Origin of the sequence: Micromonospora lacuserhaii, from assembly GCF_036902735.1 — a bacterium.
Lineage (GTDB): Bacteria > Actinomycetota > Actinomycetes > Mycobacteriales > Micromonosporaceae > Micromonospora.
In genome coordinates this window covers 47,175-59,862 of record NZ_JBAKHO010000014.1, presented here as the reverse complement: position 1 = coordinate 59,862, position 12,688 = coordinate 47,175, and the positions used below count along the sequence as shown (strand labels likewise).

At 68.4% G+C, this 12,688-nt stretch carries 23 protein-coding genes; all 23 read left to right on the top strand.

The window, feature by feature from the left end:
• The first annotated feature begins 3 nt into the window (after nucleotides 1-3).
• Nucleotides 4-429, top strand: a complete 426-nt coding sequence (rplP, locus tag V6U81_RS12520) for a 50S ribosomal protein L16 (protein ID WP_073834927.1) — start codon at nucleotides 4-6, stop codon at nucleotides 427-429.
• Complete coding sequence (rpmC, locus tag V6U81_RS12515; protein WP_007465283.1) at nucleotides 429-665, top strand: 50S ribosomal protein L29; 237 nt, start codon at nucleotides 429-431, stop codon at nucleotides 663-665. The genes rplP and rpmC overlap by 1 nt, the downstream gene beginning before the upstream one ends.
• On the top strand, nucleotides 662-937 hold the full coding sequence (gene rpsQ / locus V6U81_RS12510) for a 30S ribosomal protein S17 (RefSeq protein ID WP_334488308.1): 276 nt from the start codon (nucleotides 662-664) through the stop codon (nucleotides 935-937). The genes rpmC and rpsQ overlap by 4 nt, the downstream gene beginning before the upstream one ends.
• Nucleotides 938-1,037: 100 nt before the next feature.
• On the top strand, nucleotides 1,038-1,406 hold the full coding sequence (gene rplN / locus V6U81_RS12505) for a 50S ribosomal protein L14 (RefSeq protein ID WP_007073026.1): 369 nt from the start codon (nucleotides 1,038-1,040) through the stop codon (nucleotides 1,404-1,406).
• The gene (gene rplX, locus V6U81_RS12500) at nucleotides 1,403-1,723 is read left to right on the top strand and encodes a 50S ribosomal protein L24 (protein WP_179801876.1); all 321 of its coding nucleotides are present in this window, start codon (nucleotides 1,403-1,405) and stop codon (nucleotides 1,721-1,723) included. Before rplN ends, rplX begins: the two co-directional genes overlap by 4 nt.
• The gene (rplE, locus tag V6U81_RS12495) at nucleotides 1,723-2,292 is read left to right on the top strand and encodes a 50S ribosomal protein L5 (RefSeq protein ID WP_088960259.1); all 570 of its coding nucleotides are present in this window, start codon (nucleotides 1,723-1,725) and stop codon (nucleotides 2,290-2,292) included. Before rplX ends, rplE begins: the two co-directional genes overlap by 1 nt.
• Before the next feature lies 1 nt (nucleotide 2,293).
• The gene (locus V6U81_RS12490; protein ID WP_007465272.1) at nucleotides 2,294-2,479 is read left to right on the top strand and encodes a type Z 30S ribosomal protein S14; all 186 of its coding nucleotides are present in this window, start codon (nucleotides 2,294-2,296) and stop codon (nucleotides 2,477-2,479) included.
• Between the two features lie 96 nt (nucleotides 2,480-2,575).
• A complete protein-coding gene (gene rpsH, locus V6U81_RS12485; RefSeq protein WP_067301438.1) occupies nucleotides 2,576-2,983 on the top strand; it encodes a 30S ribosomal protein S8 in 408 nt (135 codons plus the stop codon).
• A 16-nt stretch (nucleotides 2,984-2,999) separates the two neighbouring features.
• Nucleotides 3,000-3,542 (top strand): 50S ribosomal protein L6, encoded by a 543-nt coding sequence (gene rplF / locus V6U81_RS12480; RefSeq protein ID WP_088973237.1) that lies wholly within the window; start codon nucleotides 3,000-3,002, stop codon nucleotides 3,540-3,542.
• The gene (gene rplR, locus V6U81_RS12475; RefSeq protein ID WP_334488295.1) at nucleotides 3,539-3,928 is read left to right on the top strand and encodes a 50S ribosomal protein L18; all 390 of its coding nucleotides are present in this window, start codon (nucleotides 3,539-3,541) and stop codon (nucleotides 3,926-3,928) included. Before rplF ends, rplR begins: the two co-directional genes overlap by 4 nt.
• Nucleotides 3,929-3,961: 33 nt before the next feature.
• Nucleotides 3,962-4,576 (top strand): 30S ribosomal protein S5, encoded by a 615-nt coding sequence (rpsE, locus tag V6U81_RS12470; protein WP_334488292.1) that lies wholly within the window; start codon nucleotides 3,962-3,964, stop codon nucleotides 4,574-4,576.
• Nucleotides 4,576-4,758 (top strand): 50S ribosomal protein L30, encoded by a 183-nt coding sequence (gene rpmD, locus V6U81_RS12465; protein WP_334488289.1) that lies wholly within the window; start codon nucleotides 4,576-4,578, stop codon nucleotides 4,756-4,758. Before rpsE ends, rpmD begins: the two co-directional genes overlap by 1 nt.
• Entirely contained in the window at nucleotides 4,758-5,201 is a 444-nt protein-coding gene (gene rplO / locus V6U81_RS12460) for a 50S ribosomal protein L15 (RefSeq protein WP_088991891.1), read from the top strand. The genes rpmD and rplO overlap by 1 nt, the downstream gene beginning before the upstream one ends.
• Nucleotides 5,202-5,434: 233 nt before the next feature.
• Entirely contained in the window at nucleotides 5,435-6,763 is a 1,329-nt protein-coding gene (gene secY, locus V6U81_RS12455; protein WP_334488281.1) for a preprotein translocase subunit SecY, read from the top strand.
• Nucleotides 6,764-7,417 (top strand): adenylate kinase, encoded by a 654-nt coding sequence (locus V6U81_RS12450; RefSeq protein ID WP_073834919.1) that lies wholly within the window; start codon nucleotides 6,764-6,766, stop codon nucleotides 7,415-7,417.
• A 94-nt stretch (nucleotides 7,418-7,511) separates the two neighbouring features.
• Nucleotides 7,512-8,363: a type I methionyl aminopeptidase gene (gene map / locus V6U81_RS12445; protein WP_334488271.1), complete on the top strand. Its 852-nt coding sequence runs from the start codon at nucleotides 7,512-7,514 to the stop codon at nucleotides 8,361-8,363.
• Between the two features lie 153 nt (nucleotides 8,364-8,516).
• A complete protein-coding gene (locus tag V6U81_RS12440; RefSeq protein WP_334488269.1) occupies nucleotides 8,517-9,149 on the top strand; it encodes a DUF1707 SHOCT-like domain-containing protein in 633 nt (210 codons plus the stop codon).
• 249 nt (nucleotides 9,150-9,398) lie between these two features.
• Nucleotides 9,399-9,620: a translation initiation factor IF-1 gene (gene infA / locus V6U81_RS12435; protein ID WP_007073013.1), complete on the top strand. Its 222-nt coding sequence runs from the start codon at nucleotides 9,399-9,401 to the stop codon at nucleotides 9,618-9,620.
• Nucleotides 9,621-9,713: 93 nt separating this feature from the next.
• Nucleotides 9,714-9,827 (top strand): 50S ribosomal protein L36, encoded by a 114-nt coding sequence (rpmJ, locus tag V6U81_RS12430; RefSeq protein WP_334488266.1) that lies wholly within the window; start codon nucleotides 9,714-9,716, stop codon nucleotides 9,825-9,827.
• Between the two features lie 262 nt (nucleotides 9,828-10,089).
• Nucleotides 10,090-10,470 (top strand): 30S ribosomal protein S13, encoded by a 381-nt coding sequence (gene rpsM / locus V6U81_RS12425; protein WP_130340099.1) that lies wholly within the window; start codon nucleotides 10,090-10,092, stop codon nucleotides 10,468-10,470.
• An 18-nt stretch (nucleotides 10,471-10,488) separates the two neighbouring features.
• A complete protein-coding gene (gene rpsK / locus V6U81_RS12420; protein WP_030329919.1) occupies nucleotides 10,489-10,896 on the top strand; it encodes a 30S ribosomal protein S11 in 408 nt (135 codons plus the stop codon).
• A 14-nt stretch (nucleotides 10,897-10,910) separates the two neighbouring features.
• Complete coding sequence (gene rpsD, locus V6U81_RS12415) at nucleotides 10,911-11,537, top strand: 30S ribosomal protein S4 (protein ID WP_334488256.1); 627 nt, start codon at nucleotides 10,911-10,913, stop codon at nucleotides 11,535-11,537.
• A 96-nt stretch (nucleotides 11,538-11,633) separates the two neighbouring features.
• Complete coding sequence (locus tag V6U81_RS12410) at nucleotides 11,634-12,656, top strand: DNA-directed RNA polymerase subunit alpha (RefSeq protein WP_117665116.1); 1,023 nt, start codon at nucleotides 11,634-11,636, stop codon at nucleotides 12,654-12,656.
• Nucleotides 12,657-12,688: the final 32 nt, after the last annotated feature.

The window sequence follows — 12,688 nt, the reverse complement described above, 5'->3', positions numbered from 1 at the left end:
CAGATGCTGATGCCGCGCAAGCCCCCGAAGGGCTTCCGCAAGCCGCACCACCCGGACCGCCACGGCGCGTCCAAGGGTGGTAACCGGGTGGTGTTCGGCGAGTTCGGGATCCAGGCTCTCGAGCCGGCGTACGTGACCAACCGCCAGATCGAGTCGGCGCGTATCGCGATGACCCGTCACATCAAGCGTGGCGGCAAGGTCTGGATCACGATCTTCCCGGACCAGGCCCTGACCAAGAAGCCGGCCGAAACCCGGATGGGTTCCGGTAAGGGCTCGCCCGAGTGGTGGGTCGCCAACGTCAAGCCGGGGCGGGTTCTCTTCGAGATGTCCTTCCCCAATGAGCAGATTGCGCGAGAGGCGATGCGTCGCGCGATCCACAAGCTCCCGATGAAGTGCCGCATTGTGACGCGCGAAGTGGGTGAATCCTGATGGCAGCGGGCGTTAAGGCGACCGAGCTGCGTGAGCTCTCCGAGGAGGAGCTGGTCACGAAGCTGCGGGAGGCCAAGGCGGAGCTGTTCAATCTCCGCGTGCAGGCCGCGACCGGGCAGCTGGACAACAACCGGCGGCTGCAGGTCATCCGTCGGGAGATCGCCCGGATCTACACGATCATGCGTGAGCGCGAGCTGGGGCTCTCGGCCGCGCCGACTGAGGTGACTGCATCATGAGCGAGAACACCACCGCTACCACGCGGGCCAGCCGTAAGGTGCGTGAGGGCCTCGTGGTCAGCGACAAGATGGAAAAGACCGTCGTGGTCGAGGTCGAGGACCGGGTCAAGCACGCGCTGTACGGCAAGATCATGCGCCGTACGCGCAAGCTGAAGGTGCACGACGAGCAGAACTCGGCCGGTATCGGCGACCGGGTCCTGATCATGGAGACCCGGCCGCTCTCCGCCACCAAGCGGTGGCGGCTCGTGGAGATCCTCGAGAAGGCCAAGTAGCGAAGGCTCGAGCTCGGCCGGTTTCGGTCGGGCGCAGGTTCCGCCAGGCTCCGGCCGTCCGCGAGGGCGGCCGGAGAACCGGCAGACATAGGAGATAGACGTGATTCAGCAGGAGTCGCGACTGCGCGTCGCCGACAACACGGGTGCCCGGGAGATCCTGTGCATCCGGGTTCTCGGTGGCTCCGGTCGGCGCTACGCGAGCATCGGCGACGTCATCGTGGCCACCGTCAAGGACGCGATCCCGGGTGCCGGTGTGAAGAAGGGCGACGTCGTCAAGGCGGTCGTCGTCCGCACCGCCAAGGAGAAGCGGCGGCCGGACGGTTCGTACATCCGCTTCGACGAGAACGCCGCCGTCATCATCAAGGACGGCGGGGACCCGCGCGGTACCCGTATCTTCGGCCCGGTGGGTCGGGAACTGCGGGACAAGCGGTTCATGAAGATCATCTCTCTCGCGCCGGAGGTGTTGTGACCGTGAAGGTCAAGAAGGGCGACACGGTCGTCGTCATCGCCGGCAAGGACAAGGGTGCCAAGGGCAAGGTCATTGCGGCCTACCCGCGGCAGGACAAGGTCCTGGTCGAGGGCGTGAACCGGGTCAAGAAGCACACCCGCATCAGCACCACCCAGCGTGGCGCCAAGACCGGTGGCATCGTCACCCAGGAGGCCCCGATCCACGTCTCGAACGTGCAGGTCCTGGACTCCGAAGGGAAGCCGACCCGGGTCGGTTACCGGATCGACGACAACGGCCAGAAGGTCCGCATCGCGCGTAGCACCGGTAAGGACCTGTGATGACCACGGCTACCGAAACCAAGACCATGCCGCGCCTCAAGGAGCGGTACCGCAACGAGGTCGTGGCGAAGCTGCAGGAGCAGCACAACTACGGCAACCCCATGCAGGTGCCCGGGCTCGTCAAGATCGTCGTCAACATGGGCGTCGGCGAGGCCGCTCGGGACGCCAAGCTGATCGACGGCGCGGTCCGTGACCTGGCCACCATCACCGGTCAGAAGCCGCTGGTGCGGCGGGCGACCAAGTCCATCGCGCAGTTCAAGCTCCGCGAGGGCATGCCGATCGGCGCGAAGGTGACCCTGCGCGGCGACCGGATGTGGGAGTTCCTGGACCGGCTGCTGTCGATCGCGCTGCCGCGTATCCGCGACTTCCGCGGTCTGGACGGGCGCAAGCTCGACGGGCACGGCAACTACACGTTCGGTCTGACCGAGCAGTCGGTGTTCCACGAGATCGACCAGGACAAGATCGATCGCCAGCGGGGCATGGACATCACGGTGGTCACGACCGCCACGACCGACGACGAGGGCCGGGCGCTGCTCAAGCTCCTGGGCTTCCCGTTCAAGGAGAACTGAGATGGCCAAGAAGGCGCTGATCATCAAGGCGGCCGCGAAGCCGAAGTTCTCGGTTCGCGCCTACACCCGCTGCCAGCGGTGCGGGCGTCCGAAGGCGGTCTACCGCAAGTTCGGTCTCTGCCGGGTGTGCATCCGGGAGATGGCCCACCGCGGTGAGCTGCCCGGCGTGTCCAAGGCTTCCTGGTAATAGCCCGGCGCGCTTCGCGCGTCAGCTGAACTGTCTCTTCGCCGTAGGCCCCGGGCCCAGCCCGGGGAACCCCGGCGAGAAAGGTTGACGAATTTCATGACGATGACCGACCCGATCGCAGACATGCTCACGCGTCTGCGTAACGCCAACCAGGCGTACCACGACCGGGTGACGATGCCCTACTCGAAGATCAAGGCGAACATCGCCGAGGTCCTCAAGGCCGAGGGTTACATCGCCACCTGGTTGGTCGAGGAGCCCGAGGAGGGCGCCGTCGGCAAGCGACTGGTCGTCGAGCTGAAGTACGGCCAGAACCGCGAGCGGAGCCTGGCCGGCATCAAGCGCGTGTCCAAGCCCGGTCTCCGGGTGTACGCCAAGTCGGACGGGCTCCCGCGGGTGCTCGGCGGGCTGGGCGTGGCGATCATTTCGACGTCCCAGGGGCTGCTCACCGACCGGCAGGCCCGCAAGCGGAGCGTTGGCGGGGAAGTCCTCGCCTTCGTCTGGTAACGGGAGACAGGTAGAAATGTCGCGTATTGGACGTAAGTCGATCCCGGTGCCTTCCGGCGTCGACATCACGATCGAGGGCCAGACCGTCAAGGTCAAGGGCCCCAAGGGCGAGCTGTCGCACACGCTCGCCGAGCCGATCAAGGCGGAGCGGGGCGAGGACGGCCAGCTGCACGTCAACCGGCCGAACGACGAGCGCAAGGCCAAGGAACTGCACGGCCTGAGCCGTACCCTGGTCGCCAACATGATCGTCGGCGTCACCGAGGGCTACCGCAAGAGCCTGGAGATCGCCGGCACCGGTTACCGTGTGACCGCCAAGGGCAAGGACTTGGAGTTCGCGCTCGGGTTCTCGCACCCGGTGGTCGTCCCGGCCCCGGACGGCATCACCTTCACGGTGGAGCGGCCGACCCTGTTCCACGTGGCCGGCATCGACAAGCAGCAGGTCGGTGAGGTCGCCGCCAACATCCGGAAGATCCGCCCGCCGGAGCCCTACAAGGGCAAGGGCGTCAAGTACCAGGGCGAGGTCATCCGCCGCAAGGCTGGAAAGGCAGGTAAGAAGTGAGCGCCACGCTGCTCAAGCGCCGCCGCGGCGTCGCCGCCAAGCGCGCCGTCGGGCGTGCGCGCCGACACTTCCGGGTCCGCAAGAACGTCAGCGGCACCGCCGAGCGTCCCCGCCTGGTCGTCACCCGCTCCCTGCGGCACATCGTCGCCCAGATCGTCGACGACACCAAGGGTCACACCCTGGCGTCGGCCTCGACCCTGGACGGCTCGCTGCGCGGTACGGAGGGCGACAAGAGCGCCCTGGCCGGCAAGGTCGGCGCACTGCTCGCCGAGCGCGCCAAGGCCGCCGGCGTCTCGAAGGTCGTCTTCGACCGCGGTGGCAACCGGTACGCGGGGCGGGTCGCCGCGCTTGCCGATGCCGCCCGCGAAGCCGGGCTCGAGTTCTAGAAACCCCGTCACGAGAGATAAGGAAGGCTGCTGATGCCAGGTCAACAGCGCCGTGGCGGCGGGTCCGGTGGCAACGAGGGTGGTCGCCGCGACAACCGCCGTGAGGGCGGCCGCGGAAACGCGCCCGTCGAGAAGACCCCGCACCTCGAGCGGGTCGTCGCGATCAACCGCGTCGCCAAGGTCGTGAAGGGTGGTCGTCGCTTCAGCTTCACCGCCCTGGTGATCGTGGGCGACGGCGACGGCAACGTCGGCGTGGGCTACGGAAAGGCCAAGGAGGTGCCCGCGGCGATCGCCAAGGGTGTCGAGGAGGCCAAGAAGCACTTCTTCAAGGTGCCGCGGATCGGTCAGTCGATCCCGCACCCGGTGCAGGGTGAGGCCGCCGCCGGTGTGGTGCTGCTCAAGCCGGCCTCGGCCGGTACGGGTGTCATCGCCGGTGGGCCGGTGCGTGCCGTGCTGGAGTGCGCGGGCATCCACGACGTGCTCTCCAAGAGCCTCGGCTCGTCCAACCCGATCAACATCGTGCACGCCACGGTGGCGGCTCTGAAGGGCCTCGAGTCCCCGGAGCAGGTCGCGGCCCGTCGTGGTCTGCCGGTCGAGGACGTCGCGCCGGCCGCCATGCTGGCGTCGCGGGCGGGGGTGGCGTCCTGATGGCTCGCCTGAAGGTCACCCAGCTCCGGTCCGAGATCGGCGCCAAGCACAACCAGCGTGAGTCGCTGCGTTCGCTCGGCCTGAAGCGGATCAACGACGTGGTGGTCAAGGAGGACCGTCCCGAAATCCGGGGCATGATCTTCGCGGTCAACCACCTCGTGAAGGTCGAGGAGGTCGAGTAATGACGATCAAGGTTCACCACCTGCGCCCGGCCCCGGGTGCCAAGACCGCGAAGACCCGTGTGGGTCGCGGTGAGGGCTCCAAGGGCAAGACCGCCGGTCGCGGTACCAAGGGCTCCAAGGCCCGCAAGAACATCTCGGCGGCGTTCGAGGGTGGGCAGATGCCCATCCACATGCGCCTGCCGAAGATGAAGGGCTTCAAGAACAAGTTCAAGGTCGTCTTCCAGGTGGTCAACCTGGACCGGCTCGCCGAGCTCTTCCCGAACGGCGGCCAGGTCGGCCCGCTGGAGCTGGTCGAGGCCGGCGCGGTCCGCAAGGGCCAGCCGGTCAAGGTCCTCGGCACCGGCGACCTCGGCGGGGTGGCCCTCCAGGTGTCGGCGCACGCGTTCAGCGCGTCGGCCAAGGAGAAGATCACCGCTGCCGGTGGCTCCGTCACCGAGCTGTAAGGCTGGTACCCATGGCGCCCGCTCAGTTGTCCGCAACTGGGCGGGCGCCCTGGTCTGCCCGGGGTATGTGCGCCGGGTAACATCGGATTCGGTTTATGTAGCCGGGCACGTCTGCCCGGAGCGGGAGCGGGCTGTTAGAGTCCCATCCCAGCTATGGATATCGGGCACTCGCCCGGCACCCACCCCGACCCGCCAGGGATCACCGGCGGCCCGCCTCGCGCAGGAGGAAGAAGTTGCTGTCCGCCTTTCTCAGTGCGTTCCGTACGCCTGACCTGCGCAAGAAGCTGCTGTTCACAGTAGGCATCATCGCGGTCTACCGGCTCGGCGCCACTCTGCCCAGCCCCGGCGTCTCGTACGGCAACGTGCAGAAGTGCCTCGACTCGCTGCAGGGTCAGAACACCGGTGTGCTCAACCTGCTGGACCTGTTCTCCGGCGGCGCGCTGCTGCAGCTCTCGGTCTTCGCGCTGGGCATCATGCCCTACATCACCGCGTCGATCATCCTGCAGCTGCTCACGGTGGTCATCCCGCGGCTGGAGCAGCTCCGCAAGGAGGGCCAGGCCGGCCAGGCGAAGATCACCCAGTACACCCGCTACCTGACCCTCGGCCTGGGCATTCTCCAGTCGTCGGCCTTCGTGGCGCTGGCCCGCTCCGGGCAGCTCTTCCAGAACCGCTGCGACCAGTTCCCGATCATCCCCGAGGGGACCGGGATCCCGAACTGGCTGACGCTGAGCATCCTGGTCATGACGATGACCGCCGGTACCGGCATGGTGATGTGGCTCGGTGAGCTGATCACCGACCGCGGCGTCGGCAACGGCATGTCCGTCCTCATCTTCACCTCGATCGCCGCGCGCCTCCCCAGCGAGGGCTGGAAGATCAAGACCAACGAGGGCTGGGCCAAGTTCTTCCTGGTGCTCGTCCTGGTCCTGCTGGTCATCACGGCGGTCTGCTTCATCGAGCAGGCGCAGCGCCGGATCCCGGTGCAGTACGCCAAGCGGATGATCGGCCGGCGGATGTACGGCGGCACCTCGACCTACATCCCGCTCAAGGTGAACCAGGCCGGCGTCATCCCGGTCATCTTCGCCTCGTCGCTGCTCTACCTGCCGCAGCTGGCGCTGCAGTTCTTCGACCAGACCAACCCGGGCAAGACCCAGGCCTGGATCACGAACCACATCGTGAAGGCCAGCGCGCCCGAGCACATCGCCATCTACTTCCTGCTGATCATCTTCTTCACGTACTTCTACGTGTCGATCACGTTCAACCCGACCGAGGTCGCGGACAACATGAAGAAGTACGGCGGCTTCGTGCCGGGCATCCGCCCCGGCAAGCCGACCGCCGAGTACCTCGACTTCATCCTCAGCCGGATCACCCTGCCGGGCGCGCTCTACCTGGGCATCGTCGCGATCCTGCCGAACTTCTTCTTCATCTGGCTGAACAGTCAGCAGTTCCAGAACTTCCCGTTCGGCGGCACCGCTGTGCTCATCATGGTCGGCGTCGGTCTGGAGACCGTGAAGCAGATCGAGAGCCAACTCATGCAGCGGAACTACGAAGGGTTCCTGCGGTAGATGCGACTCGTTCTGGTTGGCCCGCCGGGCGCGGGCAAGGGCACACAGGCGGAGTTCATCGCCGCCCACCTCTCGGTGCCGAAGATCTCGACCGGGGACATCTTCCGGGCCAACGTCTCCCAGGGCACGCCCCTGGGGGTCGAGGCCAAGCGGTACATGGACGCCGGCAAGCTGGTCCCGGACGAGGTCACCATCAACATGGTCCGGGATCGGCTCGCCGAGCCGGACGCCAGCGAGGGCTTCCTCCTCGACGGCTTCCCCCGGACGACGCCGCAGGCGGCCGCGCTCGACAAGCTCCTCGCGGACCTGGGCACGGCGCTGGACCTGGTCCTGGAACTGGTGGTCGACGACGACGAGGTGATCCGGCGGCTCTCCGGCCGGCGTACCTGCCGGGGCTGCGGCAAGATCTGGCACGTCGAGTTCGACGCGACGACCCGTGAGGGCATCTGCGACCGCTGCGGCGCGGAGCTGTTCCAGCGGGACGACGACAAGCCGGAGACCATCGCCGCTCGCCTGCGGGAGTACGCCGAGAAGACCGCTCCGCTGGTCGACTACTACGGCGCCCAGGGCAAGCTGGTCGGGATCGACGCCACCGGGCCGGTGGAGGACGTCACGGTCCGCGCCATAGACGCACTCCGGTCGTACGGCGGGTGACTGACCGCCGGGTATCCGGCGGATAGAGTGCGAACAGCGGGGTACGCGAGACGTGCCCCGCTGTTCGCTGTTCGGCAACGAAAGGTACCGCTCCATGCGCCGTCCCCAGCTGGACATCCAGCTGAAGACCCCCGACCAGATCGAGAAGATGCGGGCCGCCGGCCTGGTGGTCGCCGAGGCCCTGCGTCGGATGCGCGAGGCGGTGGCGCCCGGGGTGAGCACCGCCGACCTCGACGCGATCGCCGAGTCGACGATCCGGGAGGCCGGGGCCGTCCCCTCGTTCAAGGGCTACCACGGGTTCCCCGCCTCGATCTGCTCCTCGGTCAACGAGCAGGTGGTGCACGCGATCCCGTCGTCGGGGCAGGTGCTCCGCGACGGCGACCTGGTCTCGATCGACTGCGGCGCGATCCTCGACGGCTGGCACGGCGACGCCGCCATCACCGTCGGAGTGGGCGAGGTCGACCCTTCGCTGCTGAAGATGGCCGCGGTCGCCGAGGACGCGATGTGGGCCGGCATCGCCGCCGCCGCGCGCGGCGCCGCCAGCGGCAAGGGGCGCCTCACCGACATCTCGCACGCGGTGGAGACCGCGGTCCGCAAGGGCGGCCGGTACGGCATCGTCGACGGCTACGGCGGGCACGGCATCGGCACCGAGATGCACCAGGACCCGCACGTGCTCAACCACGGCCGCCCGGGCAAGGGGCCGCGGCTGGTGCCCGGCCTGGCGCTGGCGATCGAGCCGATGATCACCATGGGCTCGCCCCGGACGGTCGAGCTCTCCGACGGCTGGACCGTGGTCACCCGCGACCGGTCGATGGCGGTGCACGTCGAGCACTCGATGGCCCTGCTGAAGGACGGCGTCTGGGTGCTGACCGCGTTCGACGGCGGCCGGGCCCGCCTGGGTGACCTGGTCACCTCCCGCCAGCCGGCCGACTCCCCGGCGGCCTGAGCCCGCCCCGTCCGGTTCGTCGGACAGCCCGGCCGTGACCCGGCCCGGCCGTGACCCAACCCGGCCGTGACCCAACCCGGTCAGGCGGATCCTGCCTGGTGGTCCGGATCGTAGGGCGGTGGGCACTGGCGGCCCGGTGGCATGCTTGCCGTCATGGAGGCGCGGGACCGGATGCGGGCGGGAGACGCCGACCGCCAGGCGGTGGCGGAACAGCTCCGGGTCGCCGTCGACGAGGGCCGGCTCGATCTGCACGAGTACGACGAGCGCCTGCGGCTGGCGTACGAGGCGAAGACCTACGGGGAACTGGACGCGGTGGTGGGCGACCTGCCCGCGCCCGCGTCGGCGGAGCGCTCCGCCCTCGCCCCGCGCCAGACCGGCCCCGGCGGACTGGACACCAGCGGCCCGGACACCGGGGGACCGGTGCCGGCAGCGCCGCTGGAGGCGGCGGCCGCGAGCGGGACGGCCGGCGCGGACCGGCCGGTGGCCGGGGATCCGCGTGGCTGGCTCACCGAGGTGTGGGCGCCCTGGCTGCGGGTGGCGGCCATCCTCGCCGCGATCTGGCTGATCGGCGCGGTCGGCAGGCGGGAGATCGGCTTCTTCTGGCCGGTCTGGGTGCTCGGGCCGTGGGGGGCGTTGCTGCTCCTGCGCACCGCCGGCGGGCTCGCCTCCGGGGATTCGCGGCGCGACGCCGGAGGGCGGGCGCGCGGAGCGGTCGCGCGGCGGCGGACCGTCGGGCGGGACGCACGGCGCCGGGCCCGGCGGAAGCGGCGTACCGGCGGGTGGTGAGGGCGTTCCCGGTGGGGCGGCTGTCCGGTTTTTCCGGCGCGGGTGACGCGCGGGGTGGCCGGTTTGGCGACGGACCGCAGGCGGGCGTACACTTTCAGATCGGCGCACAGCGTCCACTCCGGCATGCCCATCCTGCGCTTCGGTGGGAGTCGGAGCCGCGGCTGGCGCGGGTTCTCTGATCTTGGTCAGATTGCCCGTGTAAGACGTTGTGAGCCGTCCGGAGTAACCGACGTCAGGACAGCGGAGGACATGCCGAAAAAAGACGGAGCCATCGAGATCGAGGGTCGGGTCATCGAGCCCCTGCCGAACGCCATGTTCCGGGTGGAGCTCGCGAACGGTCACAAGGTGCTGGCTCACATCAGCGGCAAGATGCGGCAGCACTACATCCGCATCCTGCCGGAAGACCGGGTCGTCGTCGAACTATCGCCGTACGACCTGACCCGCGGGCGCATCGTCTACCGCTACAAGTAAGCCTGACGGCGGCCGGGACGTCCCCGTGTCCGTCTTCGACGTCCGGTGTCGCGAGTCGTCGCGTCTCCGGGCCAGATGGGAAGTAAGGCAACCGTGAAGGTCAAGCCGAGCGTCAAGAGGATCTGCCAAAAGTGCCGGGTGATCCGCCGGCACGGACGGGTCATGGTCATCTGCACCGACCCGCGCCACAAGCAGCGCCAGGGCTGACACAGTCCCGCCGACCGCGACGAGCGGCCGGCGGAACAGGTCCCGGCAGCAGATCTCGACACATCTCACCAGCTCGTCCCAGCCGCGAGCGGTACGCAGCGCGTACTCAATCGTGGTTGACCCCCGGTCGGAGGCCGGGGCCCGCTCGGGCAGCGATCGACCCCGGTCGCCGGCGCACACAGCGCCGGAAGGACGGGACGATCGGTAGCGGGATGGGACGGGTCCACACCTCCGCCACACATCACGAGGAGTACGCCCGCACATGGCACGTCTAGTCGGCGTGGATCTCCCCCGCGAGAAGCGGATGGAGATCGCGCTCACCTACATCTTCGGGGTCGGTCGTACCCGCGCCCTGGAGACCCTGGCCGCCACCGGCATCTCGCCGGACAAGCGCGCCCGTGACCTCACGGATGAGGAGCTGGTCCAGCTCCGCAACCACATCGAGGGCAACTACAAGGTTGAAGGCGACCTGCGCCGCGAGGTCGCCGCTGACATCCGCCGCAAGGTCGAGATCGGCTGCTACGCCGGCATCCGGCACCGCCGGGGCCTGCCCGTGCGTGGCCAGCGGACCAAGACCAATGCGCGGACCCGGAAGGGCCCGAAGCGGACCGTCGCCGGCAAGAAGAAGCCCGGCAAGAAGTAACTAGGAGCGCACAGACTTATGCCACCGAAGGCTCGTGCCGGAGCCGCTGTCAAGAAGGTCCGGCGCAAGGAACGCAAGAACGTCGCCCACGGGCAGGCGCACATCAAGAGCACCTTCAACAACACCATCGTGTCCATCACGGACCCGACCGGTGCGGTCATCTCCTGGGCCTCCGCCGGCCAGGTTGGCTTCAAGGGCTCCCGCAAGTCGACTCCGTTCGCCGCGCAGCTGGCCGCCGAGGCCGCCGCGCGGCGGGCCATGGAGCACGGCATGCGCAAGGTCGACGTGTTCGTCAAGGGCCCCGGCTCCGGCCGGGAAACCGCCATCCGCTCGCTGCAGGCCGTGGGCCTCGAGGTCGGCCAGATCGCCGACGTCACCCCGCAGCCGCACAACGGGTGCCGTCCGCCGAAGCGTCGTCGGGTCTGAGAGGTTAGAGAGAAATGGCTCGTTATACCGGTGCTGACTGCCGCCGTTGCCGGCGGGAGAAGATGAAGCTGTTCCTCAAGGGCAGCAAGTGCGATGGTCCGAAGTGCCCGTTCGAGTCCCGGCCGTTCCCGCCCGGGCAGCACGGCCGCGGCCGCACGAAGGAGACGGAGTACCTGCTCCAGCTCCGTGAGAAGCAGAAGGCCCGTCGTGTCTACGGCGTGCTGGAGAAGCAGTTCCGCGGGTACTACGAAGAGGCCGTGGGCAAGCAGGCGAAGACCGGTGAGGTCCTCCTGCAGATCCTCGAGTCGCGGCTGGACAACGTGGTCTACCGGGCCGGCTACGCCAGCTCCCGGGACCAGGCCCGCCAGCTGGTCAAGCACGGTCACTTCACGGTGAACGGCAAGAAGGTCGACATCCCGTCGTACCGCGTCAAGGAGCACGACATCATCGAGGTCCGGGGCAAGAGCAAGGAGCTCACCCCGTTCGTGGTGGCGCAGGCTCAGGCCGGTTCGCGATCGGTTCCGGCGTGGCTCGAGGCCATCCCGAGCCAGATGAAGATCCTCGTGCACTCGCTCCCGGCCCGGCAGGTCATCGACACGCAGGTCCAGGAGCAGCTGATCGTCGAGCTCTACTCCAAGTAAGGGCTCGTTGCGGTGGCCCGCCCTCCGGGGCGGGCCACCGGAACAGTTTGTGTCGTGGACGTCAAATAGCGGGCGTCCCGGAAGAGAAGAGAAGAAATGCTCATCAGCCAGCGACCGTCTCTCTCCGAAGAGTCGATCAACGAGACCCGTTCCCGGTTCACCATCGAGCCGCTGGAGCCCGGCTTCGGCTACACCCTGGGCAACTCGCTGCGGCGCACGCTGCTGTCGTCCATCCCGGGTGCCGCGGTCACCTCGATCAAGATCGACGGTGTGCTGCACGAGTTCACCACGATCCCCGGGGTCAAGGAGGACGTGGTCGAGCTCGTCATGAACATCAAGGAGCTCTGCGTCAGCTCCGAGCACGACGAGCCGGTCAGCATGTACCTGCGCAAGCAGGGCCCGGGCGACGTGACCGCGGGTGACATCCAGCCCCCGGCCGGCGTCTCGGTGCACAACCCGGACCTGAAGCTCGCGACCCTCAACGGCAAGGGCCGGCTCGACATGGAGCTGACCGTCGAGCGGGGCCGCGGCTACGTCACGGCGGCGCAGAACAAGCAGGCCGGCGCCGAGATCGGCCGGATCCCGGTCGACTCGATCTACTCGCCGGTGCTCAAGGTGACGTACCGCGTCGAGGCGACCCGGGTCGAGCAGCGGACCGACTTCGACCGGCTGATCATCGACGTCGAGACCAAGCCGTCGATGGGCCCGCGTACCGCGCTGGCCTCCGCCGGCTCGACGCTGGTGGAGCTCTTCGGCCTGGCCCGGGAGCTGGACGAGACCGCCGAGGGCATCGACATCGGGCCGTCCCCGCAGGACGCCCAGCTGGCGGCGGACCTGGCCCTGCCGATCGAGGAGCTGGACCTCACCGTCCGCTCCTACAACTGCCTCAAGCGCGAGGGCATCAACTCCGTTGGTGAGCTGATCGGGCGCACCGAGGCCGACCTCCTCGACATCCGGAATTTCGGTCAGAAGTCGATCGACGAGGTCAAGATGAAGCTCGCCGGAATGGGTCTGGGGCTGAAGGACTCGGCTCCCAACTTCGACCCGGCGAACGTCGTGGACGCCTTCGGCGAGGCCGACTACGACACCGACGACTACCGCGAGACCGAGCAGCTCTAGTCCGCGCTGCCGCCACACCTGAGGAGCACCAA

Bases quoted from the DNA above. Each gene is read 5' to 3' on its own strand.
- V6U81_RS12450 (WP_073834919.1), top strand. From the start codon at position 6,764: ATGCGACTCGTTCTGGTTGGCCCGCCGGGCGCGGGCAAGGGCACACAG.
- rpsH (WP_067301438.1), top strand. From the start codon at position 2,576: ATGACGATGACCGACCCGATCGCAGACATGCTCACGCGTCTGCGTAAC.
- V6U81_RS12490 (WP_007465272.1), top strand. From the start codon at position 2,294: ATGGCCAAGAAGGCGCTGATCATCAAGGCGGCCGCGAAGCCGAAGTTC.
- rpsM (WP_130340099.1), top strand. From the start codon at position 10,090: ATGGCACGTCTAGTCGGCGTGGATCTCCCCCGCGAGAAGCGGATGGAG.
- rplF (WP_088973237.1), top strand. From the start codon at position 3,000: ATGTCGCGTATTGGACGTAAGTCGATCCCGGTGCCTTCCGGCGTCGAC.
- infA (WP_007073013.1), top strand. From the start codon at position 9,399: ATGCCGAAAAAAGACGGAGCCATCGAGATCGAGGGTCGGGTCATCGAG.
- rpmC (WP_007465283.1), top strand. From the start codon at position 429: ATGGCAGCGGGCGTTAAGGCGACCGAGCTGCGTGAGCTCTCCGAGGAG.
- rplP (WP_073834927.1), top strand. From the start codon at position 4: ATGCTGATGCCGCGCAAGCCCCCGAAGGGCTTCCGCAAGCCGCACCAC.
- rpsD (WP_334488256.1), top strand. From the start codon at position 10,911: ATGGCTCGTTATACCGGTGCTGACTGCCGCCGTTGCCGGCGGGAGAAG.
- rplO (WP_088991891.1), top strand. From the start codon at position 4,758: ATGACGATCAAGGTTCACCACCTGCGCCCGGCCCCGGGTGCCAAGACC.
- rplE (WP_088960259.1), top strand. From the start codon at position 1,723: ATGACCACGGCTACCGAAACCAAGACCATGCCGCGCCTCAAGGAGCGG.
- rpsQ (WP_334488308.1), top strand. From the start codon at position 662: ATGAGCGAGAACACCACCGCTACCACGCGGGCCAGCCGTAAGGTGCGT.
- V6U81_RS12440 (WP_334488269.1), top strand. From the start codon at position 8,517: ATGGAGGCGCGGGACCGGATGCGGGCGGGAGACGCCGACCGCCAGGCG.
- rpsK (WP_030329919.1), top strand. From the start codon at position 10,489: ATGCCACCGAAGGCTCGTGCCGGAGCCGCTGTCAAGAAGGTCCGGCGC.
- V6U81_RS12410 (WP_117665116.1), top strand. From the start codon at position 11,634: ATGCTCATCAGCCAGCGACCGTCTCTCTCCGAAGAGTCGATCAACGAG.
- map (WP_334488271.1), top strand. From the start codon at position 7,512: ATGCGCCGTCCCCAGCTGGACATCCAGCTGAAGACCCCCGACCAGATC.
- rpmD (WP_334488289.1), top strand. From the start codon at position 4,576: ATGGCTCGCCTGAAGGTCACCCAGCTCCGGTCCGAGATCGGCGCCAAG.
- rpsE (WP_334488292.1), top strand. From the start codon at position 3,962: ATGCCAGGTCAACAGCGCCGTGGCGGCGGGTCCGGTGGCAACGAGGGT.